The organism is Bradyrhizobium sp. HKCCYLRH1030, from assembly GCF_051168395.1.
Lineage (GTDB): Bacteria > Pseudomonadota > Alphaproteobacteria > Rhizobiales > Xanthobacteraceae > Bradyrhizobium.
Window position 1 is genome coordinate 529,978 of sequence record NZ_JBNPUY010000005.1, and the last position, 23,681, is coordinate 553,658.

The 23,681-nt window shown below is 64.4% G+C and carries 27 protein-coding genes; 7 read left to right on the forward strand and 20 right to left on the reverse strand.

Annotated features, from left to right (window positions below; all coding sequences use genetic code 11):
- Window positions 1–21: 21 nt before the first annotated feature.
- The 6 genes from ACQR1E_RS18210 to xoxF5 all read right to left on the reverse strand — a co-directional run bounded on the left by ACQR1E_RS18210 (window position 22) and on the right by xoxF5 (window position 7,370).
- Window positions 22–2,355 (reverse strand): molybdopterin cofactor-binding domain-containing protein, encoded by a 2,334-nt coding sequence (locus ACQR1E_RS18210; RefSeq protein WP_434897381.1) that lies wholly within the window; start codon window positions 2,353–2,355, stop codon window positions 22–24.
- A 2-nt stretch (window positions 2,356–2,357) separates the two neighbouring features.
- A complete protein-coding gene (locus tag ACQR1E_RS18215) occupies window positions 2,358–2,810 on the reverse strand; it encodes a (2Fe-2S)-binding protein (RefSeq protein WP_315741262.1) in 453 nt (150 codons plus the stop codon).
- Window positions 2,811–3,170: 360 nt separating this feature from the next.
- Window positions 3,171–3,734 carry an S-(hydroxymethyl)glutathione synthase gene (gene gfa, locus ACQR1E_RS18220; protein WP_315713222.1) on the reverse strand — a complete coding sequence of 188 codons (564 nt, stop codon included), beginning with the start codon at window positions 3,732–3,734 and terminating at the stop codon, window positions 3,171–3,173.
- A 33-nt stretch (window positions 3,735–3,767) separates the two neighbouring features.
- Window positions 3,768–4,877, reverse strand: coding sequence for an S-(hydroxymethyl)glutathione dehydrogenase/class III alcohol dehydrogenase (locus ACQR1E_RS18225; RefSeq protein ID WP_315752806.1), 1,110 nt, complete (start codon window positions 4,875–4,877; stop codon window positions 3,768–3,770).
- Between the two features lie 78 nt (window positions 4,878–4,955).
- The gene (locus tag ACQR1E_RS18230) at window positions 4,956–5,435 is read right to left on the reverse strand and encodes a c-type cytochrome, methanol metabolism-related (RefSeq protein ID WP_315713645.1); all 480 of its coding nucleotides are present in this window, start codon (window positions 5,433–5,435) and stop codon (window positions 4,956–4,958) included.
- Window positions 5,436–5,567: 132 nt separating this feature from the next.
- Window positions 5,568–7,370 carry a lanthanide-dependent methanol dehydrogenase XoxF5 gene (xoxF5, locus tag ACQR1E_RS18235; RefSeq protein WP_316192880.1) on the reverse strand — a complete coding sequence of 601 codons (1,803 nt, stop codon included), beginning with the start codon at window positions 7,368–7,370 and terminating at the stop codon, window positions 5,568–5,570.
- A gap of 406 nt (window positions 7,371–7,776) precedes the next feature.
- On the opposite strand from xoxF5, the gene ACQR1E_RS18240 reads away from it, so the two are divergent.
- A complete protein-coding gene (locus tag ACQR1E_RS18240) occupies window positions 7,777–8,724 on the forward strand; it encodes a helix-turn-helix domain-containing protein (protein WP_315713217.1) in 948 nt (315 codons plus the stop codon).
- Between the two features lie 20 nt (window positions 8,725–8,744).
- On the opposite strand, the gene ACQR1E_RS18245 is transcribed toward ACQR1E_RS18240, so the two are convergent.
- The 3 genes from ACQR1E_RS18245 to ACQR1E_RS18255 are packed head-to-tail and all read right to left on the reverse strand — an operon-like array spanning window position 8,745 to window position 11,711.
- Window positions 8,745–9,680, reverse strand: a complete 936-nt coding sequence (locus ACQR1E_RS18245) for a substrate-binding periplasmic protein (protein ID WP_315825463.1) — start codon at window positions 9,678–9,680, stop codon at window positions 8,745–8,747.
- Window positions 9,680–10,021 carry a c-type cytochrome gene (locus ACQR1E_RS18250; protein ID WP_434863281.1) on the reverse strand — a complete coding sequence of 114 codons (342 nt, stop codon included), beginning with the start codon at window positions 10,019–10,021 and terminating at the stop codon, window positions 9,680–9,682. The genes ACQR1E_RS18245 and ACQR1E_RS18250 overlap by 1 nt, the downstream gene beginning before the upstream one ends.
- A gap of 25 nt (window positions 10,022–10,046) precedes the next feature.
- On the reverse strand, window positions 10,047–11,711 hold the full coding sequence (locus tag ACQR1E_RS18255; protein ID WP_315752807.1) for a methanol/ethanol family PQQ-dependent dehydrogenase: 1,665 nt from the start codon (window positions 11,709–11,711) through the stop codon (window positions 10,047–10,049).
- 384 nt (window positions 11,712–12,095) lie between these two features.
- Between ACQR1E_RS18255 and ACQR1E_RS18260 the strand changes: the two genes are divergently transcribed.
- Together ACQR1E_RS18260 and pqqA are read left to right on the forward strand one after the other, a co-directional pair.
- Complete coding sequence (locus ACQR1E_RS18260) at window positions 12,096–12,368, forward strand: hypothetical protein (protein WP_315752808.1); 273 nt, start codon at window positions 12,096–12,098, stop codon at window positions 12,366–12,368.
- Between the two features lie 217 nt (window positions 12,369–12,585).
- Window positions 12,586–12,666 carry a pyrroloquinoline quinone precursor peptide PqqA gene (gene pqqA, locus ACQR1E_RS18265; protein ID WP_009031067.1) on the forward strand — a complete coding sequence of 27 codons (81 nt, stop codon included), beginning with the start codon at window positions 12,586–12,588 and terminating at the stop codon, window positions 12,664–12,666.
- A 149-nt stretch (window positions 12,667–12,815) separates the two neighbouring features.
- On the opposite strand, the gene ACQR1E_RS18270 is transcribed toward pqqA, so the two are convergent.
- The gene (locus tag ACQR1E_RS18270) at window positions 12,816–13,124 is read right to left on the reverse strand and encodes an EthD family reductase (RefSeq protein ID WP_315713209.1); all 309 of its coding nucleotides are present in this window, start codon (window positions 13,122–13,124) and stop codon (window positions 12,816–12,818) included.
- Window positions 13,125–13,338: 214 nt separating this feature from the next.
- On the opposite strand from ACQR1E_RS18270, the gene ACQR1E_RS18275 reads away from it, so the two are divergent.
- Complete coding sequence (locus ACQR1E_RS18275; RefSeq protein WP_315713207.1) at window positions 13,339–13,551, forward strand: hypothetical protein; 213 nt, start codon at window positions 13,339–13,341, stop codon at window positions 13,549–13,551.
- Between the two features lie 30 nt (window positions 13,552–13,581).
- Here the strand turns inward: ACQR1E_RS18275 and ACQR1E_RS18280 are convergent, their stop codons facing one another.
- The 4 genes from ACQR1E_RS18280 to ACQR1E_RS18295 are packed head-to-tail and all read right to left on the reverse strand — an operon-like array spanning window position 13,582 to window position 16,383.
- Entirely contained in the window at window positions 13,582–13,929 is a 348-nt protein-coding gene (locus tag ACQR1E_RS18280; protein WP_316195002.1) for a hypothetical protein, read from the reverse strand.
- A gap of 36 nt (window positions 13,930–13,965) precedes the next feature.
- Window positions 13,966–14,679, reverse strand: coding sequence for an ABC transporter ATP-binding protein (locus ACQR1E_RS18285; RefSeq protein ID WP_315713203.1), 714 nt, complete (start codon window positions 14,677–14,679; stop codon window positions 13,966–13,968).
- On the reverse strand, window positions 14,669–15,406 hold the full coding sequence (locus ACQR1E_RS18290; protein WP_315741273.1) for an ABC transporter permease: 738 nt from the start codon (window positions 15,404–15,406) through the stop codon (window positions 14,669–14,671). The genes ACQR1E_RS18285 and ACQR1E_RS18290 overlap by 11 nt, the downstream gene beginning before the upstream one ends.
- Complete coding sequence (locus ACQR1E_RS18295; RefSeq protein WP_434897382.1) at window positions 15,406–16,383, reverse strand: ABC transporter substrate-binding protein; 978 nt, start codon at window positions 16,381–16,383, stop codon at window positions 15,406–15,408. Before ACQR1E_RS18295 ends, ACQR1E_RS18290 begins: the two co-directional genes overlap by 1 nt.
- An 86-nt stretch (window positions 16,384–16,469) precedes the next feature.
- Between ACQR1E_RS18295 and ACQR1E_RS18300 the strand changes: the two genes are divergently transcribed.
- Complete coding sequence (locus ACQR1E_RS18300) at window positions 16,470–16,829, forward strand: hypothetical protein (RefSeq protein WP_315713197.1); 360 nt, start codon at window positions 16,470–16,472, stop codon at window positions 16,827–16,829.
- Window positions 16,830–16,849: 20 nt separating this feature from the next.
- Here the strand turns inward: ACQR1E_RS18300 and ACQR1E_RS18305 are convergent, their stop codons facing one another.
- A complete protein-coding gene (locus ACQR1E_RS18305) occupies window positions 16,850–17,671 on the reverse strand; it encodes a quinoprotein dehydrogenase-associated SoxYZ-like carrier (protein ID WP_434897383.1) in 822 nt (273 codons plus the stop codon).
- 56 nt (window positions 17,672–17,727) lie between these two features.
- On the reverse strand, window positions 17,728–18,654 hold the full coding sequence (locus tag ACQR1E_RS18310) for a quinoprotein relay system zinc metallohydrolase 2 (RefSeq protein WP_316169756.1): 927 nt from the start codon (window positions 18,652–18,654) through the stop codon (window positions 17,728–17,730).
- Between the two features lie 161 nt (window positions 18,655–18,815).
- Between ACQR1E_RS18310 and ACQR1E_RS18315 the strand changes: the two genes are divergently transcribed.
- Together ACQR1E_RS18315 and ACQR1E_RS18320 are read left to right on the forward strand one after the other, a co-directional pair.
- Complete coding sequence (locus ACQR1E_RS18315) at window positions 18,816–19,691, forward strand: substrate-binding domain-containing protein (RefSeq protein ID WP_316169755.1); 876 nt, start codon at window positions 18,816–18,818, stop codon at window positions 19,689–19,691.
- Window positions 19,688–20,248, forward strand: a complete 561-nt coding sequence (locus tag ACQR1E_RS18320; protein ID WP_315713190.1) for a PQQ-dependent catabolism-associated CXXCW motif protein — start codon at window positions 19,688–19,690, stop codon at window positions 20,246–20,248. Before ACQR1E_RS18315 ends, ACQR1E_RS18320 begins: the two co-directional genes overlap by 4 nt.
- A gap of 32 nt (window positions 20,249–20,280) precedes the next feature.
- On the opposite strand, the gene ACQR1E_RS18325 is transcribed toward ACQR1E_RS18320, so the two are convergent.
- From ACQR1E_RS18325 to ACQR1E_RS18340, 4 genes are read right to left on the reverse strand one after another with little or no spacing between them, the layout of a single operon-like run.
- Window positions 20,281–20,892, reverse strand: coding sequence for a hypothetical protein (locus ACQR1E_RS18325; RefSeq protein WP_316169754.1), 612 nt, complete (start codon window positions 20,890–20,892; stop codon window positions 20,281–20,283).
- Window positions 20,889–21,743 (reverse strand): ABC transporter permease, encoded by an 855-nt coding sequence (locus tag ACQR1E_RS18330; RefSeq protein ID WP_315825186.1) that lies wholly within the window; start codon window positions 21,741–21,743, stop codon window positions 20,889–20,891. Before ACQR1E_RS18330 ends, ACQR1E_RS18325 begins: the two co-directional genes overlap by 4 nt.
- Window positions 21,740–22,555, reverse strand: a complete 816-nt coding sequence (locus ACQR1E_RS18335) for an ABC transporter ATP-binding protein (protein WP_315752817.1) — start codon at window positions 22,553–22,555, stop codon at window positions 21,740–21,742. The genes ACQR1E_RS18330 and ACQR1E_RS18335 overlap by 4 nt, the downstream gene beginning before the upstream one ends.
- Complete coding sequence (locus tag ACQR1E_RS18340; protein WP_316169866.1) at window positions 22,552–23,517, reverse strand: YVTN family beta-propeller repeat protein; 966 nt, start codon at window positions 23,515–23,517, stop codon at window positions 22,552–22,554. Before ACQR1E_RS18340 ends, ACQR1E_RS18335 begins: the two co-directional genes overlap by 4 nt.
- Window positions 23,518–23,681: the final 164 nt, after the last annotated feature.

Genomic DNA, 23,681 nt, shown 5'->3' on the forward strand with positions numbered 1-23,681 from the left:
GATCTGGTGATTGCTGCAAGCTCACGTCGCGAGCTGATTGCCGATCGGCAATGCGCGCAGGCGCTTGCCAGTGGCGGCAAAGATCGCGTTGGCGAGCGCCGGCGCGAATGGCGGCACGCCCGGCTCGCCGACGCCGCTCGGCGGCGTGTCGGGATCAACGGGCACGATGTGCACGTTGGTGACCAGCGGCGCCTCGTCGATTCGGACCACCGGATGGTCGTCGAAGTTGCGCTGCTGCACCCGGCCATTCTTGAAGCTGATCTCGCCATATTTGGCGAGGCTCAGCCCCATGATCGCGGCGCCTTCGAGCTGCGAGGCGATGCGCTCGGGGTTGACGAAGGTGCCGCAGTCGATCGCGGTGTCGACCTGATGCACCACGAGCTTGCCCTTGTCGTCGACCGACACCTCCACGATGGTGGCGATGTAGCTGACGAAGCTGCGATGCGCGGCGATGCCGAGGCCGTGGCCCTTGGGCACCGAGCGGCCCCAATTGCCCTTCTCGGCCACGAACTCGACGACGCGGCGCAGCCGGCCGGTGTCGATCGGATAGCTCTCGTAGGGCTCGCCGTAGTTCCAGAGATCCTTCACCGAGGCGAGCTTCAGGACGCGCGGAGTGCCGATCAGATCGAGCAGCGTGTCCTTCTGGTCGCGGCCGGTCGCGTGCGCGATCTCGCCGACCATCGACTGCACGGCGAAGGCGCGCGGGATGTTGGAGACCGAGCGGAACCAGCCGATGCGGGTCATCGCCTTGGCGGCGGGATTCTCACATTGGATGTTGGCGATCTCGAACGGCATGTCGACGAGGCCCATGCCGAGCTCGAACGGCGCGGCATGATCGGCGCCCGCCGCGAAGGTCGAAAGTATGGTCGGCGCGACGCTGCGGTGGCGCCAGGCCACCACCTTGCCGCTCTTGTCGAGCCCGGCTTCGATGCGCTCCACCGACACGGTGTGCAGGAAATCGTGATGGAGGTCGTCATCGCGTGTCCACTGCACCTTGACCGGTGCGCCCAGCGTCTTCGACAGCAGGGCAGCCTCGAGCGCGAAGTCGCATTTGGACTTCCGCCCGAACCCGCCGCCGAGCAGGGTGACGTTGACGGTGACGTTCTCCGGCGGGATCTGCAGCGTCTTGGCGACATCCTCGTGCGTGCCGCCGGGGCTCTGCACAGGCGCCCAGATCTCGGCCTTGTCGCCCTTGACGTCGGCGACCGCGACCGGCGGCTCCATGCTGGCATGGGCGAAATGCGGCAGGTAGTACTCGCCGGTGATCACCTTGTCGGCCGACTTCAGCGCGGCCTCGACGTCGCCTTCCTCGCGTACGACGAGGCCCGGCTGGCGCGCGGCGGCCTCGAGCTCGGCCCGATAGGCGACAGAGTCGTAGCTCGCATTGGCGCCGTCGTCCCACTCGACCTTGAGCACGTCGCGGCCCTTGATCGCGGCGCCGGTGTTGCGCGCGATCACCGCGACGCCGCCAAGCGGCTGGAACTTCGACGGCCAGGGCCAGCCCTTGACCTCGATCACCTGCTCGACGCCGGGCACCTTCAGTGCCTCGGCCGGATCGAACGACTTGACCTTGCCGCCGGTCACCGGCGGCCGGGCGATGACCGCGTATTTCATGCCGGGCAGGCGGACATCGGCGCCGTAGCGCGCCTTGCCGACGGTGATGTCGTGCAGATCGACGATGCTGACCTGACCCTTGCCGAGATAGCGGAAGTCCTTCGGCGATTTCAGCTGCACAGTGTCAACCGCAGGCACCGGCAGACTGGCGGCATCGGCCGCGAGCTCGCCGAAGCCGAGGCGGCGGCCGCTGGCGCTGTGCACGACCTCATGATTGACGGCTTTCACTTCGCTCGGCGGCACGCCGAGGCGCTGGGCCGCCGCGGCTTCGAGCATCGCCCGCGCCATGGCGCCGATCTGTCGCATCGGCAGCAGATAGTGCCGCGTGCTGCGCGAACCGTCGGTATCCTGGTTGCCGAACTTCACCTCGTCGCCGGGGGCCTGCACGACGCGCACGCGCGACCAGTCGGCTTCCATCTCCTCCGCCACGATCAGCGGCAGGCTGGTACGCACGCCTGTGCCCATCTCGGAGCGGTGGGCGAGGATCGACACGATGCCGTCGGGGGCGATCGAAACGAAAACCTTGGGATCGACCACGGTGCCGTGCGGCATCTTGCCGGCGCCGGTTTCATAGGCGGCCAACGCCGGGCGCGACAGCAAGGGAGCCGCGAGTACGAACCCGCCGGCGAGGCCCAACGTCTGCAGGATGGTACGGCGCGAGACGTTCTCGACCTTGAGATGCCGCTCGAAGCCGCGGCGAGACGCGGACTTTGCGATGTCGGGATTTGCGATGATGTTCATGATCACACCCCCGTCGAGGCCAGATGGACCGCATTCTCGATGCGCTGATAGCAGCCGCAGCGGCAGATGTTGCCGGCCATCGCATCCCTGATCTGGTCATGCGACGGTTTGGGATTCTCGTTCAAGAGTGCGGCCGCTTGCATGATCTGCCCGGCCTGGCAGAAGCCGCATTGCGGCACGTTGACCTGCCGCCATGCCTTCTGCACCGGATGATCTCCGGTCGGATGCAGACCTTCGATGGTGGTGACCTCTCGTCCCGCGACATCCGACACTGCGGTGATGCAGGCGCGCGCCGCTTCCTTGTCGACTATCACGGTGCAGGCGCCGCACAGCGCTGCGCCGCACCCGTATTTCGTTCCGGTCAAACCCAGCTCGTCGCGCAGATACCACAGCAGCGGCAGGCTCGGATCGCCATCCCAGCTCTGCTCCTGTCCGTTGATTTTCACCTTGATCATGTTCGCCCTCGCTCTGTCGGACCAATGGTCGCTGGTTCTGATCGTTGGTGGACGCGCGCGGGACCACATGTCCTTACGTGCACGCGCCGGATCAATTGAGAGTTGTCGGAAGACTACTGATGATAGCAGACCGGGACAGGCATCGGTCTACACAGGCGCGTGTGGTGTCAGAGCAGACGAGCGCTGCGCGTGCAGCCCGCTGCAATGCAAATACGGAACAATGGGCGATGCGCCGACGACAATGGCGGCCGCCTGACCAAAGCGGCGACAAAAAAAGAATGCCTCGCCGGCGTGGGGCAGGCGAGGCACCAAGTCTTCAGGAAGGAACGCTTCAGTTGTACGCTTGGTCCGTGGCGGCCGTCAGGCCGCCTTTGCTTTCGCCACGTGGGTGGCAATCGCATCCATCAGGGCCGGCGACAGGCAGTCATAGGGCTCGAGCCCCAGCTCCTTCAATCGCGCCCGAATCTCGCCCATCTGTTCCGGCTTCACGCCCGACTCGATCACCGAGGAGACGAAGGCCGCAAAGCCCGGCGCGGCCGAACCCTGCTCCTGGAACAGCTCGGGGTGAATGAAGTCGAGGCCGTAGAACGGGTGGCCCGTGTTCTCGATGCGGCCATACATATGCGTGCCGCAGCCGGTGCAGGCATAGCGCTGGATGACGGCGGAGGGATCGACGATCTTGAGCTTGTCGCCGTTCTCCAGCACCGTGACGTTCTGCCGCGGCACCACGGCAACGACCGAGAAGGTCGCGCCGGAGGGCTTCCAGCATTTGGTGCAGCCGCACGCGTGGTTATGCGCGACATCGCCCTTGATGCCGACCTTGACCGGCCGGTCGTGGCATTTGCAGACCAGCGTGCCGCCGGCGAAATGGCCGCTTCCCTGTTTGACGCCGTTATCGACGGACGGATGGATGTGGACAGTCATGGCGCAATCCTCCTCAGTTTTGCGTGCTTGGGGTCAGAACACGACGACGGAACGGATCGATTTGCCCTCATGCATCAGGTCGAAGCCCTTGTTGATGTCTTCGAGCTTGAGCGTGTGGGTGATCATCGGGTCGATTTCGATCTTCCCGTTCATGTACCAGTCGACGATCTTGGGAACGTCGGTGCGCCCGCGCGCGCCGCCGAACGCCGTGCCCTTCCAGACGCGTCCGGTGACGAGCTGGAATGGGCGGGTCGCGATCTCCTTGCCGGCCTCGGCGACACCGATGATGATCGATTCGCCCCAGCCGCGATGGCAGGCTTCCAGCGCCTGGCGCATCACCGTGGTATTGCCGGTGCAGTCGAAGGTGTAGTCGGCACCGCCGTCGGTCAGCGCGACCAGGTGCTGGACGATGTCGCCGGTCACCTTCTTCGGGTTGACGAAATGGGTCATGCCGAAGCGGCGGCCCCATTCCTCCTTGCTGTCATTGAGGTCAACGCCGATGATCTTGTCGGCCCCCGCCATCCTGGCGCCCTGAATGACATTGAGCCCGATGCCGCCGAGGCCGAACACCACGACGTTCGAGCCGGGCGTGACCTTGGCCGTGTTGACGACCGCGCCGACGCCGGTGGTGACACCGCAGCCGATATAGCAGCTCTTGTCGAAGGGCGCGTCCTCGCGGATCTTGGCGACCGCGATCTCCGGCAACACGGTGAAGTTGGAGAAGGTCGAGCAGCCCATGTAGTGGTAGATGGCCTGGCCCTTGTAGCTGAAGCGCGACGTGCCGTCGGGCATCAGGCCCTTGCCCTGCGTGGCGCGGATCGCGGTGCAGAGATTGGTCTTGCGGCTGAGGCAGCTCTTGCACTGGCGGCATTCCGGTGTGTAGAGCGGAATGACGTGGTCGCCGGGCTTGACCGAGGTCACGCCCGGGCCGACCTCGCGCACGATGCCGGCGCCCTCATGGCCGAGGATCGAGGGGAAGATGCCCTCGCTGTCGAAACCGTCGAGCGTGTAGGCATCGGTGTGGCAGATGCCGGTGGCCTTGATCTCGACCAGTACCTCGCCGGCCTTCGGCCCTTCGAGGTCGACCTCGACGATCTCCAGCGGCTTCTTGGCTTCGAAAGCGACCGCGGCGCGCGTCTTCATGTCTCAAACTCCTCTTTCATTCTCTTGAGCCCGCGACGCTGCCCAGGGAAACTGTTCAGCCGCGGTCCCCGTCGTCAGTCATTTCTTGCCCATGCAGGAGTTCTCCGCTTCCGTATAGGCTGGCGGTTTGTCCTCGTGCTTGGCCGGGCGAACGCGTCCTACCGCGTCATTGCCGCGGGCACGCAGGTAGATGTAGAGGTCGTCCATGTAGCAGGCCACGTTCGGATTGTCGCCGAAAGCCGGCATGACGTTCTCCTGGGACGTGCTGACATTCTTGCGGCCGCTGGCGATGACACCGATGAAATCGCCGTAGCTCATGGTCTTGACCGAGTCCTTCAGCGCAGGCGCATAAGTCGATCCCATGCCGTCGGGCCCGTGGCAGACGTGGCATTCGGAATGATAGCGGCGGTATCCGGAGTAGGTGTACCAGTCGACCGATCCGTCGGCGCCCACCTTGTAGGTCGGATTGCCATCCTTATCGAAGTACTTCCCGTCCTCGGACTTGACGGCCGCAGGATCTCCCGGACTTTCCGCCCAGGCATTTTCGGCGACAGTCATCCCGCCGGTTGCCAGGAACAGAGCCGTGGCGACCGCAAACCAGATTCTACGCAAGGGCGTTTTCCCATAATTTTTTGGAACAGGCGAACCGGCGCATGGACGAGATCCATGCGCCGGAGGCAGGTACCTGGCTTACTGCGGCAGCGAGAACACGGTGAGCGCGCCGCCGAGAGCGGTGTAGTTGCTCAGCGCGGCATAGCCGCCGACGGCACCGAGACCGGCAGTCGGATCGGTCAGACCCGCCGCGAGACCAATGCCGGCCCAGCCACCGACACCCGAGAGGACGGCGACGTACTGCTTGCCGTTCGCCTCGTAGGTCGTGACGTTGCCGATGATGCCGGACGGGGTCTTGAACTTGTAGAGCTCCTTGCCCGTCTTGGCATCGACCGCCTTGAGGTAGCCTTCGAGCGTTCCGTAGAACACCACGCCGCCGGCCGTCGCGAGCGCACCCGACCACACCGAGAACGGCTCCTTGTTCGACCAGGCGATCTTGCCGGTCTTGCCGTCCCAGGCGATGAAGTTGCCCATATGGGTCTCACCCGCCGGCGGATACATCGACAGGGTTGCGCCGACATAGGGCTGACCTGCGGTGTAGCTCACCTTGAAGGGCTCGTAGTCCATGCAGACATGGTTGGTGGGCACGTAGAACAGTTGCGTGTCCGGCGAGTAGGCCGCCGGCTGCTCGTCCTTGGTGCCCAGCGCCGCCGGGCAGATGCCCTTGGTGTTGACGTCCTCACCCTGCTTGTCGGTCGAGTACTGATCGACGACCTTGGGACGGCCGTAGGTCGCAGAGTTCTTGTCCATGTCGACGCCGGTGGTCCAGTTCACCTTCGGGTCGAACTTCTCGGCAACGAGCAACTCGCCCGTGGCACGGTCGAGCGTATAGCCGAGGCCGTTACGATCGAAGTGCGTGAGCAGCTTGCGCGGTTGGCCGTTGATGGACTGGTCGGACAGGATCATCTCGTTGACGCCGTCATAGTCCCACTCGTCGTGGGGCGTCATCTGATAGACCCACTTCGCGACGCCGGTGTCGGCATGGCGGGCGAAGATTGTCATCGACCACTTGTTGTCGCCGGGACGCTGCTTCGGATTCCAGGTCGAGGGATTGCCCGACCCGTAATAGACCATGTCGAGCTGCGGATCGTAGGAGATCCAGCCCCAGGTGCAGCCGCCGCCGGTCTTCCACTGATCGCCTTGCCAGGTCTTCAGGCTCGAGTCCTTGCCGACCGGCTTGCCGAGCGCCGTGGTGTTGGCGTCGAACAGGATCTGGTCATCCGGACCTTCGGAGTACGCCTTCCAGACCTGCTTGCCGCTCTTGATATCGTAAGCGGTCATGCTGCACTGGACGCCGAACTCGCCGCCGGACGTGCCGACCAACACCTTGTCCTTCACCACGAGCGGAGCCGAGGTTCCGGTCTGTCCCTTGCTCGGATCGCCATTGACGGCGGTCCAGACGTGCTGGCCGGTCTTGGCGTCGATCGCCACCAGCTTGTCGTCGGCCTGATGCAGGAAGATCTTGCCGTCCCCATAGGCGACGCCGCGGTTGACGGTGTCGCAGCACATCACCGGAATGACGTTCGGATCCTGCTTGGGCTCGTACTTCCAGACGATCTTGTTGTCCTGCGCGAGATCGAGCGCATACACCTTGTTCGGGAACGGCGTATGCACATACATCAAGTTGCCGATGATGAGCGGTCCGCCTTCGTGGCCGCGCAGCACGCCGGTGGAGAAGGTCCACGCGACCTGCAGCTTGCCGACGTTCTGAGCGTTGATCTGATTGAGCTTGGAGTAACGCGTATTGGCGTAGTCTCCCGCCGGCATCACCCAGTCCTTCGGGTTGGCCGACATCTTGACCAGCTCTTCACTGGCCCACGCGCCACCCGCGGCAAGCGCCGCGACTGACGTCAGACATGTTGCGAGTAGCACTCTTCGCATCGTCTTTCCTCCCGGGTTCAACTGAGGTTCCGCAGCACGCGGCCCAGTATTCGTTTTCGGCATCATTGAATATCCACTTCTCGACCGGGAAACTTGCCCAAAAGAGAAAAGAGCTTGCTCAAGAGTGAAGCGAATAGAAGTTTTTGAAGGAGATTTTGCTTTGCTGGTCCGCAACATGAGCGCCATTCTTGCTGCGGAGCATCAATTTGCAGCACCGCGGTTCCACCGAAGGTTGACGTTTCCCTTGACCTTACAGAGACGAAGGCGGAGGATCATCCGGGGGAAGTTATGGAACGAAGTGCGCCGCGAAAGCCGCGGCCTTAAAATGGGAGCAATCTTGCTACAGTCTCGTTCGCCGTCCGGCGGCGGACCCGTTGCGTTTCGATCATGAATCGGTGGATGAAACATGTCCGACACGATCCGCTCGCTTAATACTTCGGGATTCTCACCGAAGAGCCAGATCCAGCGTTGGTCAGATGCACTGACCGACCTGTGCGGACGTTTCGATGTCGATCCGCTGGAGGGCGCCTCATTCGAGGGGCGCATCAATTTCACGACGGTGTCGCGCCTGAAGCTCTGCCAGATCGAGGCCAGCCAGCACCGTATTGCGCATACCTATGCGCGTGCGCAAAAGGCCGCACATCCCTACATCAAGATCTTGTTCCAGACCTATGGAACGTCCTATTTCGAGCAGGATGGCCGCCAGATCGAGATCGGCCCGGGCGATTGTCTCGCCTATGACGTCTCGTTACCGCACACCATCATCAGCCCCGCGCTGACCCGCCATGACGTCGTGATCGTGCCGAAGGAGCTATTGCAGGAACGCGGCTTCCGGTCGGAAAAGATGCCTGCATACAAGCTGTCTGCGCGGAGCGGGACCGGTCGGATTGCGCATGACGTCACCCATGCCGCGTTCGATGAGGCGACCCGGCTTTCGCCCAACTCGGCTGTCAGCGTCGCCGAATCGCTCATCGATCTGTTGCTGTTGCCGCTGCGTGAAGCCGATCGAATGCTGGATCGGGCGGGACCCGAGGCGGTCTATATCCGCGCTCAAGCCTTCATCCGCGAGCATCTGCGCGATCCCGATCTGTGCATCGATCAGATTTCGGCGGCTCTGGGGTGCACCAAGCGCTACCTTCACATGGTGTTCAGCGACCGTGGCATGACGGTCAGCGACTACATCTGGCGGGCCCGGCTTCAGCATTGCCGGCAGGAACTGGAGACGCAGAGCGGCAAGACCATCACTGATGTCGCGTTCTCGTGGGGTTTTTCGAGTTCGTCGCACTTCAGCCGTGTCTTCCGCAAATATTTCGGCGTCGTGCCGTCGTCGGTTCATAAGACTGCGGCCCGCTGAGCGGTCGTGAGGTAGCCGCGCTAGCGTGCGCCGCTCCGGATGATCCTCTGGAATGCATCACCGAGAATCACCGGCTCGCGCGGTGGAAGGTAGGTCAGTCCGGCGGACCGACCGAGATTCGCCAGGGCCCCGGAAGCGTCGAGTTCCGTCAAGGCCTTGTCGACCGATGCGATGAGTTCGGCCGAACTGGTCAGCCCGACATAACCGCGGTTCACGCCGATCGGATAGCTGTAGCCCGACCCGCCGAGCCTGGTGTCGGGATGAGCCGCCCGATACGCATCGAAACGTCTGCCATCGAGCAGGGTCGCATCGAACTTGCCCTGTTCGAGCGCCCCGAGCAGATCATCCCGCGTGGGAATCAAATGCGTGATGTCGTCGATCAGCCGTCCCTTGTCGAACGTCATCAGGATTGCATCCGCCAACGTGCCGCTCTCGATTGCCAGCCGCAGCCCTGCCAGGTCGCCGATGTCGGTAATCGGGCGCTGTTTCGCGGAAGGTCCGAGAACGACGGTCAGTGTTGAGAACATGTATGGCTTGCTCGGCATCAGCGTGCCGAGCGGAACGCGGCGGCGGCGGTCGTCGCGGGTGGCGCCATCGAAGTCCGGCAGCTTGGCTGTCTTGACGCCGGGCGCGACCAATCCGTCCTGGGTGAACGCATAGCTGCCGAGCAGCGAGCAGCGTCCGTCCGAGAGCAGTGCGTTCGCCTCCAGCGCTGGACTGGAATCTTCGTCCAATTTGCTTTCGTACCACTGGATCTCGAGCTTTCTGCCAAGGCGGTCGGCGATTGCCTGACCGAGCAGGACGTCGAAACCGTTGCCGGGCTTGCCACGATGATGGACCGAGAGCGGCGGAAGATTTTCGTCAAGGCAGATGCGCAGCACGTCGTCAGCGGCTAAGGCGGCTGACGACACTGTCGAGATCATCAAGGCAGTCAGCCAACGGCAGAGATGGCGCATCACTGCGCTCTCCGGCTCGAGACATAGGCCCACAGCGCGGTGATCTCGTCATCGCTGAGAATGTCGCCCCAGGGCGGCATGCGACCGTTCTTGCCCTGCTTCACCGTGGTGACGAAACGAGGCTGGTCATCGGGAAACCGACGCAGGTCGGGCGTCACCGTGCCGGAGTTCACCATGTTGGGGCCGTGGCAGTGCGAGCACTTCTGAGCGAACGTCGTCTTGCCGATGTCCAGCTGGCTATGTGCGGCGCTGCCATCTTGTTGTTGGGCGAGGGCAGTCGTCGACAGGACGGCCGACATCGCCACGACGGCGGCGAAGGCCGCCGCCGCTTTCATGAACATGTTCTGTCTCACGGGCAATCCGCACTCAGTTCTTGACCGCGAAGACCCACAGCGAGCCGCCTGCCGGAACGTTGGCGAGGCGCTCGTCACCGGAGAACAGTGAGTAGACGCCGCCGTAGCCTGAGGTGACGGCGACATACTGCACGCCATCCTGCTGCCAGGTGACGGGCTGGCCTTCGATGCCGGAGCCGGTCTGGAACTGCCACAGCTTCTTGCCGCTGTCGGCGTCGAAAGCCTCGAACTCGCCGGTCAGCTTGCCCGAGAACACCACGCCGCCTGCCGTGGACAGCACGCCGGAGAAGCGCGGGATGTCGCTCGGCTGCTCCCACTTGGTCTTGCCGGTCATCGGATCGATGGCCTTGAGCTGACCGCGCGGCCCTTCCGGCCAATCCCACAGATCCGTCAGGTCCATGCCCAGGTACCACTCGCCGGCCTTGTAGGTCGCAGGCTCGGTCTTGTAGTGGCCGCCGAACACGAGCGTGTTGGCGTAGGCCAACCCGGTTTGCGGATTGAACGACATCGGCTCCCAGTTCTTGCCGCCGAGAATCGACGGATAGACCGTGACCTTCTTGCCCTCGCGGGCATCGCGCGTCACATCGGTCTCGACCGGCTTGCCCGTCTTCAGGTCGATGCTGGAGGCCCAGTTCACCTTCACATAGGGGTTGGCCGCGAGCAGCTTCCCATTGGTGCGATCGAGCACATAGAAGAAGCCATTGCGGTTGGCGTTCATCAGCACCTTGGTCTGCTTACCCTCGACGTTCATGTCGGCGAGCACCATCTCCGCGACCGCGTCGTAGTCGAACGGATTGTTCGGCGAGAACTGGAAGTGCCACTTCATCTTGCCGGTCTTCGGATCGAGCGCGAGCACCGAGCAGGTGTAGAGGTTGTCGCCCGGGCGCACCGCCGCGTTGAACGGTCCGGGATTACCGACGCCCCAGAACACGGTGTTCTGCTCGGGATCGTAGGAGCCGGTGATCCAGGTCGAGCCGCCGCCCAGCTTCCAGGTGTCGCCCTTCCAGGTGTCGCCGCCGGGTTCATCCGGGCTTGGGACCGTGTGTGTGCGCCACAAATGCTTGCCCGTCGCCGGATCCCAACCATCGATGAAGCCGCGGGTGCCGAACTCGGCGCCGGAGATGCCAGTCAGTACGACGCCGTCGGCGACCAGCGGCGCGACGGTCATCGAGTAGCCTTCCTTGATGTCAGCGGCCTTCTGACGCCACAGCTCCTTGCCGGTCTTGGCATCGAGCGCAATCACGTTGGCATCGAGCGTGGTCCGGAACACCTTGCCGTCGTACAGCGCGGCGCCGCGATTGATGATGCCGCAACAGACCACGCGCGGCGTCTCGGCGGGATAGTCGATCTTGCTTTTCCAGATCTGCTTGCCGGTCTTGGCGTCGACGGCCATCGTCGCATTGTGGGTCGTGACGTAGAGCACGCCCTGGTACACCAGCGGCTGCGACTCCTCACTGCGGTCATCGGCGAAACTGTAGTTCCAGACCGGCACCAGGTTCTTGGCGTTGTCCTTGTTGATCTGGGTGAGCGGGCTGAACCGCTGCAGATTGTAGCCCATGCCGTAGTTGAGAACGTTCGCCGTATCAGTTGCACCCTTGACCAACTGATCGGCGCTCTGCGCGCTTGCACCATGTGATGCAAAAATAGCGAGGCCTGCGGCCAGCGCGATCCGCTTCATTCATTTCCTCCGAGATTTTTATGCGCGCCTATCCTGACGCTGCGGGCACAACACTCCGCTCGAAATCGGGAACCGTCAATACGAAAAGGTGGCAACCGCCCTCTGCGCATCGGGAAGCCGTCCTCGTTCGATCGGGACAGAGCAGCCGATCCCCGTTGTCTCTGCTCGCGGATCTGGGTCGGCATGATCGCACCGCTCCGATGTTGCGTTGCGGCACAAACATTGCTTCGCCGCATCATGCCGGGATAACAGAGGAGTAGGCGGATGAGACGAACCATCCTTTGGCTCGGCATGCTTTGTTGCCTTTGGGTGAGTGCGAGTGCGCGTGATCTCGGTCAGTGGGGAGCGGTCGATCCTGCATTGCGTCAATGGTACGAGGCGCTGATGCAGCCTGACGTGCCGACGGCATCGTGCTGCGGTGAGGCCGACGCCTACTTTGCCGATGAGATCCATGTCCGCGACGGCAAGACCTATGTCATCATTACCGATGACCGTCCCGATGAGCCGCGTGGCCGCCCGCATATCGATGTCGGTACCGAGATCGAGGTCCCCGATCACAAGCTGAAGTGGGACAGGGGAAATCCGACGGGGCACGGCATCATCTTCCTGAGCCGCAATCGGTATGTGTTCTGCTACGTGCAGCCGGGCGGTGCGTGAGGGAAGATGCCGTCCCGCTCAGGGGCAACGTCCTACGAGGATTGAGGCGGAACGGCGTCCAGCCAGGCGGCTGGATTTTGTTTCATTCAATCGATCGACAACCGCTGGGGAAATGCTCCACGGTTGTGGAGCCTTGCGTTCCCCCCGATGCGGTCCTAGCTTCGATGTTGGCGCGAGCAATGCGTCAGTCAATGATAGTCGAACTTGGGAGCTTGAAATGGCCTGGAAGACACCGAAGATCGTCGAAGTGCCGGTTGGCATGGAAATCAACATGTACGCCTGTGCTGCGCGCAAGTAACGCGTAGCGATCTGCCAAGCCACGAGGAGCGCAATTCGCTTCTGACTGGCTTGGCGGATCCATTCGATGGACGGTCCGCGAGATCGTCCCGGCGACCGGCCTCTCGGCCGATCGGGTATGACGGGCACACCGCCGAACGTTGGTGACGATCAAACGTCCTGCGTGTCGAAGATATACAGGTCGACGCCGCCATCGGCGAAGTTGGGCAGATCGCCCGCCGCCGCCTTGCCTTCGGCAGAGCCCATTCCCGCCTGCAGCGCCTGCATCGAATCGAATATCAGGGTGGCAACGAGGTGGATGTTGGTGGCTCCCGCCGGCCCATTCACCGGGCCCCGGCTGATATCGTAGCTCTTCAGACCGGGAATCTTCTTCGCCAGCGGCACATGGACGTTCATATAGTGTTTGTCGAACGCCTCGGCGCTCTTGGGGGTCTTGTAGAGTACGAGAACCTTGGGCATCTGCTTCCTCCGCATTCGCTCTTTTGAGGTCGATCGACCGCTTCCATTGCAGCCGATCTGCCGGTTCGGATCAAGCGTCAGGGGCGGCTTCGCCCAGGGATAGTCGTTCCAGCCTTGGTTCCGCTGCATAATTTGTTGCGCGAGGAGAAACTGATGCAGCCGGATGTCGTAGTTTCAGATAAGCTGTTTCAGGCTTATCGAAGGACAACGAGCCATGAGCTCCATCGATCTCGTCATCACCGTCTGCGCAGTCCTGTCTCCGGCCACCTGCGAGGAGCAGCATCTCGTTTTCGCGGATGGCGGTGCCTCGCTGCAGCAATGCGCGATGAAGGCGCCGCCCTACATCGCCCAGTGGATCGGCGAGCACCCGAAATGGACTGCAGTGCGATGGCGCTGCGAATATCCCCACAGCAACGACAAGGCCTGAGGCCGGCTTGGCCGTCGGCACGCTGGCTGCTTACTTCGTGCACTCCTTGAGGTCCTTGTCGGCGACCGAAACTACGGCGTCGGCCTTGATCTCGAGGCCGCGAACAATGCACTGCCGCTCGCCGGCATAGCTCACCTTGGCGTCGTAGCGCCCAGGCTCGACTCCAGTGAGCTTCAGCCGTTCGTCGTGATCGAGCTCCTTGTCCTTGTCGTTCAGCATCTGATTCGGTCCCCAATTGTTCTGGCCGGCCGGCGAGAGCTGAAAGCCGGTCATCGTTGCGGTGGTCAGATTCCAGAGCCGGATGCCTTTGCTTTGTGCGGCGGCCGCGAGCGGGATGCCGAACAGAATGATCGCCGTCACGGCGGATGCGCGTCTCATGGCGTTTTCCCTGGGGTCCGATGTCCTTTGCCATGACTATGACACGGAAAAATCCAGTCGCGCCACATCGGCCTTGATTACCGCGACCACGTCGTTGTTGCGCTGCGCGCGCGGCAGGTCGATCGGGACTGAATGAAGCAGACGGGCAGGGCGTGAGGACAGCAGGAAGATCCGGTCGCCGAGCCGTGCCGCGTCGTCCATGCTGTGGGTGACCAGCAGCGTGATCATGGGGCGCGAGGCCACGAGCGTCGCGATCTCCTCGCGCAGCCGCGCGGCGAGCGCGTCGTCGAGCGAAGCCAGCGGCTCGTCGAGAATCAGGAAATCCGGCTCGACCGCAAAGGCGCGCGCCAGCGCGACACGGCGGGCGAGGCCGAGCGACAACTCGCCTGGAAAATGGCTGCGATGTCCCTCGAGCTCGAGCACGCCGAAGATGGCGGCCAGCCTGTCCTCCGCGACACCGGGCGCTGCCAGCCGGACGTTGGCCTCGACGGATCGCCACGGCAGCAGCCGCGGCTCCTGGAACACCATTGCCAGCCGGGCTCCCTCGGGCCGCGATACATGGCCCTGATAGTCGTTGTCCAGACCGGCGAGGATCCGCAGCATCGTGCTCTTGCCGCAGCCGGAGGGGCCGACGACGACGCCGACCTCGCCCCGCTCCAGCGAAAAGGCAATGCCAGCAATCACCTCCTGGCGCTTGCCATTGGCGGCGCTGGTGTAGCTCTTGGACCTGATATCGACCTCAAGCCGCACGGAGCCGCCACCTCGATGCACGCTGCTCGAACGGCTGGACGATAACGGCCTCGATCACCAGCACCACGGCAGCAAAGCTGAGCGAGTAGGCGAGCAGCAGCGGAATGTCGAACAGCTGGAAGGCGACGCCGATCTCGAAGCCGATGCCGTTGGGCCTCCCGAGCAACTCGGCGACCAGCACGATCTTCCACACCAATGACAGGCCGGAGCGCGCGGCCGCCGCAATATAGGGCGCAAGCTGCGGCAGCAGGACGTGGCGGAGGATGCGTCCGCGCGAAAAGGCAAACACCTTGGCCATCTCGTCGAGCGATGGATCGAGCGCGCGGGCGCCTTCGCGCAAGGTGACGACGGCGGTCGGCAGCTTGTTGATCGCGATCGCCGCGATCGCAGCGACCTCGGTGAGACCAGCCCAGATATAGGCGAGCACGATCACCACCAGCGCGGGCAGATTGAGCAGCAGGATCAGCCAGGGATCGCCGAGGCGGTTGGCGAGCTGGCTGCGCCCCATCAGAAAGCCGATCGCCGAGCCGAGTGCCATTGACAGAGTGAAAGCGAGGGCGACGCGGGCGAGCGTTGCGCCGAGATGCAGAAACAGCGCGCCGGACCGCGCTTCCGCCACCGCAACCGCGAGCACGGCCGATGGCAATGGCAGCTTGGCGCTGCCGGCGACAGCCGCGGCAATCCACCAGGTGGCGAGCAGAAGCGCAAAGGACAACAGCCGCAGCACTAATCCCTCGCATCCGCCCTGTAGTAGGTGCCGGGACTGAGCTCAGCCGCGGGGCCGACCAGATCGCGGCCGATCGAGGCGAGCACGCCGTAGAGAACGCGGGCGTCGGCCTCTTCCTCGGCCACCGGCCGGCGCGGAATACCTTCGCGATAGCGGTCGCGATAGACGCGCAAGGTGGCGTCGTCCTGTGCGCCGGTCAGCGGGGCGATCGTTTGCCAGTCGGCGTCGGAAGTCGCCAGGATCTCCTTGGCCTTGGCCGTGACGGTTAGGAAGCGTGCGACGAGATCGCGATGCTTGGCGGCCCAGTCCTCGTCGAAGACATAGCCGATCATCGCGGTGCGGCCCTTGGCGCCGAACGGCGGCAGCAGGTCCTCGACGCCGGCAAGCCGGCGGAAGCCCTTGGCTTCCAGCGCCGCGCAGAAATTCCAGTAGTTCAAGCCCGCATCCATCTCGCCGTCGGCCAGCTTGGCGGCCAGCAGCGGCGGCGCGCCGTAGGTGATCGTCGCCTGCGATTTCAGATCGACGCCGTCGCGCTTGAGCGTGGCCTGCAGCAGCAGCCAGCTCTTGTCGAGCGGGCCGCCGGCCACCGCGAGCTTGCGTCCCTTCAGATCGGCAAGGGTCTTGATCGGCGAGGTCGCCGGCACCATCACGGCGCCGAGCGCGCTCGAATAGGGATAGAAGGTGAGCTTGGCGCCGAGCGCACGCTCGCGCGACACCCATAGCCAGTCCGACACCATGATGTCGGCGTTGCCGGCCCGCAGCGCGATCTTGCCGGCCTCCGGGCTCGCGAGCTCGACCGCATCGATCGCGATATCCGCCTGCTTGTCGAGCTGGCGGGCGCGGATCACGGCCAGCTCCCAGGCGAAGGTGCCGGTCTTTTGCACCGCAACCTTGACGGTCTCGGCGGCGCAGCATGCCGTGACCGGCAGCAGGGCGCAGGCGACAATCGCCATCAACAAACGACCGATCTGCGTCATGAGCCCGTCTGCATTTCCTCGAGAGGTGTTCTTTTCAGCCTCATTCCCTTAGCATAGCTTCGGCTGCGATGCCGCGGAGGACTGTGATGCGTAGTGCTGTTCCGGTAGGACCGATTGTCGCCACTCTCATTGCCACGATTGCGCTGTGCGGGCCGGCTCGTGCCGAGGAGCTCAACGACTATCCGACCTCGGCGCGGGCCGAATATGTGTTCGGCTGCATGAAGGCGAATGGCGAGACCAGGGAGGCGATCGCGCAGTGCTCCTGCTCGATCGACGTGATCGCTTCGATCATTCCCTATGAGCGCTACGTCACGGCCGAGACCGTCCTCAGCATGTCCCAGGTGCACAGCAATCTCGGCACCCAGTTCCGCACGTCCGAGCAGGCCGCCAACGCGCTGAACGATCTCCGCCGGGCGCAGGCCGAAGCCGAAGTGAGATGCTTCTGAAGCGCTGCCGCTCTGCCGCATCAAGTTCCTGAACCGTCGGCCGGCCAATCGTGCTCGAACACGTGGCCCTGCGTATCCTTCGCCTCCGCGTGGAATTTCTTGGCGCCGTTCGACACGTAGGTGAAGCGGATGTTGGGATCCTCCGAGATCGAGATGCCGCCTTCGACCGACAGCACCAGACTGCCGTCCTGCGACAGTGTCAGCCGGTCGATGAAGAAGGCCGGAATGTAGAGCTGCGTCACCTGATCCATCTGGAGCCCGGAATTGTTGGGATGCCCGACCATGACCTGCGCTTCGCGGATGCCGCTCGTGGCGCCGTCGCTGCTTTGCGTGAACTGCCGGTAGCGCATCTGGCCGATGCGCGCCTTGGCCTCGTCCGGATTCTTCGCCGCCGGCGCCGAGCAGCCTCCGGACGCCTTGACGAAGGTCTTGACCACATAGAGCTGACCATCCGTCAGCTCGGCCACGGCATGCACATCCGTGTAGTTGTTGACGCGGACCCGCGTCGAGATCGCGGTCACATTGGCGTCCGCGCCAAGCGTGAACTTGGCCGCCATCGGCGCGGGATTCTGGTCGATCACCAGCGTGATGGTCTTGATACGGCGCTCGTCGGCGGGCGACAGCTTGCTGCGCAGGGTGACCGGAACGACCGAGGCATCCTCGGCGCGCGTCGGTATCTCGATCGACAGCACATTGGTGCCGTCCTGCATCGCCTTGTTGTTGAAGATGTCCTGGACCAGTCCCGGCCAGGGATCGTAACCATCAGCGGCCTTCGCAGGTGCGAACGCAAACGCGAGGCAGGCCCCGAGAAGCAGGGTGGACGGCAGGTGGAGCCGGATCATGGCGCAATCCTCCTCGGGCAGTCGGGTGAATTAACAATCATAGCGCGTTGCCGCCCTCATTCCCATTCCATTTCCGAGAATGCCGCCGTTGCGTTGCGGGCATTGTAGTCGTCGAACAACTCCCATTTGCCGCGCTCCGATCCCGCGGCCCCAGCGGCGTCCGCGATCGGCCTGCCTGCCTTGATCAGCCCGCGAACGTCGTGGGCCAATGTATCGAGGTAGCGACGCTCGTCACTGAGCGCCAGTGGCCACGGGCTGACAGGGCCATGGCCGGGAACGACGCGCTCGGCCGGGATGGTCGCGAGCGCGGCCATGTCGGCGATCCAGCCGCGCAGGCTGCCATCCATCACCGGGATGTGACGCAGGAATACGAGATCGCCGGCGAACAAGGTCCGGCTGCGGTCATCATAGACGGACAGGTCGCAGTCGCTATGAGCGGTACTCCAGGCCTTGAGCGTGAGGGTACGGCCGCCGAGGTCGAGCATCGTCTCGTCGTCCACGAGGATCGACGGGGGGACGAGACGGACCTCGTCGATCAGCTCGGCGCCCATCAGGCGCCGGAACGCCTCGATGTAGTGCGGTCCGCGCAATGCAAGCGCGCGCGGCAGATTCTTGGCGCCGACGAAGCGCGCGCCGTCGCCCTCGAATGCCGCGTTGCCGAATGCGTGATCCGGATGGGCGTGGGTGTTGATGACGTAGCGCACGGGCTTGGCGGTACGGGCGCGGACCGCTGCCAGCAGCGCGCGGCCTTCGCGGACGCTGCCGCCGGTGTCGATCACGGCGACCGCGTCGTTGCCGACGATGAAACCGACATTGGCGATGGCGCCCTCGTTCGCCGCGTTCATCAGCGCGGTCTGGCCGATGTGAACGAACACGCCGGGCGCGATCTCGCTGACCTCGAGTTCCGGCGGCATGGCAAGAGCGCCGCTGCCGAGCGCCAGCGCCCCCCAGGCAGTGATCGCGATGATCAGTTGTCTCACCATCGGCTTGCCTTGCTCGCGTGAGAGGTGTGCGTCAGGCGATGGACGTTGCGGTGCAGCAATGGGTCAACTCTTCGCGATGACGGCGGCTGTTGCACCGGAGCGGCCGGCGGCCTAGCATTTTCAAAAATACCGCGATGCGTTCGATAGGGATGGAAATACGGATGACGAAGCGTCACAACCTTGCCTGCTCGCTGGCCGTTGCCGCGGGGCTCACTCTGCTCGGACCGGCCACCGCTTTCGCGCAGAGCAATGATGGCCTGGACCTGTCGATCGAGCTGGTCGATCCCAAGGTGCTCAGGGTCTGCGCCGATCCGCGCAACCTGCCGTTCTCGAACGAGAAGGGCGACGGCTTCGAGAACAAGCTGGCCGAGCTCTTTGCCGCCAAGCTGCAGAAGAAGGTGGACTACACGTTCTTCCCGCAGGCCACCGGATTCGTGCGCATGACGCTCGGCTCGCACCGTTGCGACGTGATCATGGGCTTTCCCCAAGGGGACGACCTGGTGCAGAGCACCAGTCCCTATTACCGGACGGCCTATGCGATCGTGACCAAGCCGGGCTCCGATCTTGCCGATGTGACGACGCTGGAGGATGCCAAGCTCAAGGGCAAGCACATCGGCATCGTGGCGGGCACGCCGCCGGCAACCAATATGGCGCTGGCCGGGCTGATGCCGACCGCAAAGCCCTATCCGCTGATGATCGACACCCGCGTCGATTCCTCGGCAGAGGCGATGATCAACGATCTGAAGTCCGGCGAGATCGATGCCGGCGTGCTGTGGGGGCCGATGGCCGGCTACTATGCCAAGCAGGCGAGCCCGCAACTGCATGTCACGCCGCTGGTGAAGGAGACCAGCGGGCCGAAGCTGATCTATCGCATCGCCATGGGTGTCCGTGGCGCGGACCAGAACTGGCGCCGTCAGCTCAACAAGCTGATCCAGGAGAACCAAGGGGAGATCAACAAGATCCTGCTGGACTTCGGGGTGCCGCTGCTGGACGAGAGCAATCATCTGATCACCGCCGAGGCTGCGGCGAAGCCATGATCGGTCGGCTCAGCGCTGCGGCATTGGCAGGCGTGCTGCTGATCGCCGTGGCGGTGCGGGCCGATGATCTCGTGCCGGAGCCGGACAGCTATCGCACCGAGAACTATCGCGCGCCGGTGCCGACGACCCTGAGCGGAGCGCGCGTGCTGTCGACGCGGGAGACTGAGGCGATCTGGCGCGCGAAGTCCGCCGTCTTCGTCGATGTGTTGCCGCGGCCGCCCAAGCCGAAGAACCTGCCGGCCGGCACGGTGTGGCGCGAGCAGCCGCGCCTGGACATTCCCGGCAGCATCTGGCTGCCCGACACCGGCTACGGGGTGCTGGCGCCCCAGACCGAGGACTATCTGAAGCGCGGCCTTGCCCGCGCTTCCGAGGGCGATTTGAGTCGTCTGCTCGTGTTCTACTGCCTTGAGGACTGCTGGATGTCGTGGAATGCCGCCAAGCGCGCGCTGACCTATGGCTACCGCAACGTCGCGTGGTATCCGGACGGGACCGACGCCTGGAGCCGCGCCGACCTGCCGCTGCAGCAGACGCAGCCCGAGCCGCGGCCTGAGGAGTGAGCGGAGAGGGCGGCGGTAGCGCATCAAATCAGCTACTCCATGTCCTGCTGAATCTCGCGCGCCAGGGCGAACAGGCGCTGGTCGATCGCGGTCGGGACCTCGCAGACGAACTTCATCACGCGACGCCGGTCCTCGAAGATGCGCGTCTCCCAGTTCAACCGGTTGGTCATCTCCTCGACCTTGGCCTGATCCGGGTTGGGGCCGCTGTGCATCTCCTGCAGCGCGATGGTGTCGCCGCGCACCTTGTCGACGGCCTCGCGCTGCTTGCGCATGACGCGCTCCAGGCCGTTCATCACCGATGTCCGCTGCGTGTTCAGCGTGTCGAACAGCCCGGCGAACAGCAGCTTGCCCTTGCGTATCTTCTCCTCGGCCGTACCGGTGAGGAAATCGGCGACGTCCTTCTGGGCCTGCTCCAGCGGGATACGGCGCGCGGCAAGCTTGGCGACGAGCTCGGCCACCTTCGCATCGTCCTTCCAGCTCGCGCCGACATCGTCGATCGGCGGGCCGGACCACACGGCGGCGATCGAGATCTCCGGCACCTTGGCCTGCGGGCAGGGCCAATCCGGATAGCGCGGATCGGCGGCCTGCGCAGCACCTGCCGACGCAGCGATGGCGACGGCCGCCAGTGTCGTTCTGAACCTCATGCCTCGCCTCCGGGACCGCGCCTGACAAACCCCCGCGACGGATCGTAGGCCAGGATCGCGCCGATCATGAAGACGGCGGTGCAGCCGCCGACCACCGCGAGCGAAACCCAGTTCAGCTTGCCATATAGCGCGAAGCGGATGAGCTCGACCGCGTGGGTGAAGGGATTGGCTTCGCAGAGATAAGCCAGCCAGGGACTGCCTTCCTCGACCCGCCAGAGCGGGTAGAGCGCCGATGAGGCGAAGAACATCGGGAAGATCACGAAGTTCATGACGCCGGCGAAATTCTCGAGCTGCTTGATGCCGGAGGAAATCAGCATGCCCAGCGCGCCGAGCATCAGGCCGGACAGGATCAGCGCCGGCAGCACCGTCAGATAGCCCATCGGCGGCGGGGTGATGTCCCAGAACCAGGCGATGGCGAGAAACGCATAGACCTGCAGCACCGAGACGGCGGTGCCGGCGAGCAGCTTGCAGAACAGCAGATAGCCGCGCGGCAGCGGGCTCACCAGCAAGGTGCGCATGTTGCCCATCTCGCGGTCGTAGACCATCGACAGCGACGACTGCATACCGTTGAACAACTGGATCATCGCCATCAGGCCGGGCGCGATATAGACCTCGTAGGGGATATAGGTCTCGTAGGGCGGGATGATCGAGATGCCCAGCACCTGGCGGAAGCCGGCGGCGAAGATGAACAGCCAGACCAGCGGCCGTACCAGCGCCGAGACGAAGCGCTCGCGCTGATGCAGGAAGCGCAGGCCCTCGCGCCAGACGATGCCGGTGAGGCAGGTGATGTATTCGCCGGCCGAAAAGCCGCTGCGTGTGGGTGTGGGCGCGTGCACGGTGGTGACGGTCATGGCTCGGAGCTCCGCGCCGGACTGGCCTGGGTCGTCAGCCGCGCGAACGCGGCGTTGACGTCGGTCGCACCGGCCTCGGCGATGACCTGCGGGACGGGCCCGCGCGCCAGCACGCGGCCCTGATGCAGCACGACGAGATCGTCGGTCGCCGCGATCTCGTCGAACAGATGCGTCGCCCAGAGCACGCCGATGCCCTGCTCGGCGACGAGCTGACGGACGTGACCGACGATGTCGGCGCGGGCCTTGACGTCGAGGCCGACGGTGGCCTCGTCGAGCAGCAAGAGGCGCGGCCGGTGCAGCAGGGCGCGAGCAATCTCCAGCCGGCGCATCTGGCCGCCGGAGAGGTCGCGCACCTTGCTGCCGGCGCGGTCGGCGAGGCCGATGCGCGCCAGCAGCTCCTCGCTGCGCGCGCGGGCCTCGCGGCGCGAGATGCCGTGCAGCGCGGCGTGGTAGAGCAGGTTCTGCGTCAGCGACAGATCGAGGTCGAGCGTGCGCGGCTGGAACACAACGCCGAGCAGCCGCAGCGCCTCGCCCGGCGTGCGGCCGATGTCATGGCCGAAAATGCCGATCTGGCCCGTCTGCACCGCGAACAGTCGGGTGATGAGCGAGAACAGCGTGCTCTTGCCGGCGCCGTTGAGACCGAGCAGGGCGGTGAAGCTCGCAGGCTGGACGGCGAAGCTGACGTCGTTGAGCGCCTTGCGTGCGCCGTAGGAATGGCTGACGCCGGCGACCGACAGCGCCGGCACCTGGTCGGAGGCCGGCTGCGGGGTGGCGCCTGTGGCGTCGAGAGCGGGTGCGTTCTGCGTCGTCATGGCTGTGCAATCGTGATGCCCCAGGGCAGCTCGCCGACCTGGATGGTCTTGATCACCTTCTGCGCGGCGACGTCGATCACCGAGACATCGTTGGAGACGCCGTTGGTGACCAGAAGATATTTCTCATCCGGCGTGAACTCCATGTGCCAGACGCGCTGGCCGACCAGGAGATATTTCTTCACCTCGTGGGTGGTGCCGTCGACGATGGCGACGCGATTGGCGGGGCCGAGCGCGACGAAGCCGGTCTTGCCGTCCTTGGTCAGGGCGATTCCGACCGGCTGGATCGCCTCGCTGCGCAGGCCGGGCACGGCGAACTTGATCTTGCCGGTGACCTCGCGCTTGGCGGGGTCGATGATCGAGACGGTGCCGCCAATCTCGGCCGAGACCCACAGCTCCGAGCCGTCGCTCTTGAACTCGGCAAAGCGCGGCCGCGCATCGACCAGCACGTTGGCGACGATCTTGCGGGTCGCCGTGTCGATGAAATGCGCCATGTTGGTGGTTTCGGAAGTGCAGATCAGGATCTTGCCGTCCGGGCTGAGCATCATGCCCTCGGGCTCGACGCCGACCTGGACGTCGCCGATGCGGACGCGCTTCTCGAGGTCGAGCACCGTGACCGTGTTGTCGTTCTCGTTGGCGACATAGAGCGTCTTGCCGGCGGCGTCCTGCGCGAACAGCTCGGGATCGGGGCCGGAGGGCAGGGTATCCACCACCTCCATCTTCTTGGCGTCGATCACCTGGATGGTGTCGTCATCGCCGACCGCCACCATCACGAACTTGCCGTCGCGGGTGAACGCGATCCCGCGCGGCCGCTGGCCGACCTTGATGGTCTTGGTCACGGTCCAGGTGTCGGTGTCGATCACGGAGACCGTGTTGCCCTTCTCGTTGGAGACGAAGGCGACGTAGGCGGAGGCGGGGGCGACGGAGGCCAGCGACAGCGCGGCGGCGAGCAGGCCGGCTGCCAGGGCCGGGCGCTTTGGAAGCTGATCGCGCCATTTCCTCCTTCGCCCCTTTGCCCAATGGACTCGATTTGTCGCGGCGCAGACGGTGCGCTCCCTCTCCCCGTTCTTCGCGGGGAGAGGGTTGGGGTGAGGGGCTCTCTCCACGAGCACGGTGCTTGGAGAGTCCC